Annotated in this window: 1 protein-coding gene; it reads right to left on the bottom strand. The window is 60.0% G+C overall.

Features of this window, described 5'->3' with window-relative positions:
• A partial coding sequence (locus tag EOC06_RS38365) for an AMP-binding protein (protein WP_245470473.1) occupies positions 1-524 on the bottom strand: 524 nt, incomplete at its 3' end.
• Between the last annotated feature and the right edge of the window lie 41 nt (positions 525-565).

Here is a 565-nt window from a genome sequence, read left to right as displayed (position 1 = left end):
CCACCATGCCCGTCCAGAAGATACACCCGCGTGTTGGCAATCGGACGCCCGATCGTCTCGACGACAGCCTCTCCCCTCGGCATGCAAATCCAGGTCGAGTACGTCGTCGTCTCGGAAGGAGCGTACAGATTACAGATCTTCTCTACGCCGCTGCTCTCGAAGACCCTCTCGATCAGATCTGCCTTCAGCCGCTCCCCGCATGAATTGATAACGCTTGTCGAAGCCGGCACCGCTTTCTGGTCGACCAGAGCGGCGATCGCCGAGGGGACCGTGTTGATCAACGAGACATCCAAGGGCGTCTGCGCCAGCGCCAGCGCATCCTCGACAAGATACAGCGTGCTTCCTTGCGACAGCGGAACGAAGCACTCATAGACGGACAGATCAAAACTGATCGAGGTAGAAAACAGCGTGCGGCTGATCTCGGAGTCCGCAAACACGCCGCTGCTCCAATGCAGCAGATTGACGGTGCTGGCATGCTCGACCATGACGCCCTTTGGGGTTCCGGTTGATCCGGAGGTGTAGATGACATAGGCGAGATGGCGCGCGGTCAGGCCGAGCGCGCGCG

The organism is Mesorhizobium sp. M7A.F.Ca.MR.362.00.0.0, assembly GCF_004023175.1.
In the GTDB taxonomy this organism is placed as follows: Bacteria; Pseudomonadota; Alphaproteobacteria; order Rhizobiales; family Rhizobiaceae; genus Mesorhizobium.
Note: the sequence above shows the minus strand (reverse complement) of the source record. Positions and strands in the feature narration are given on the sequence as shown.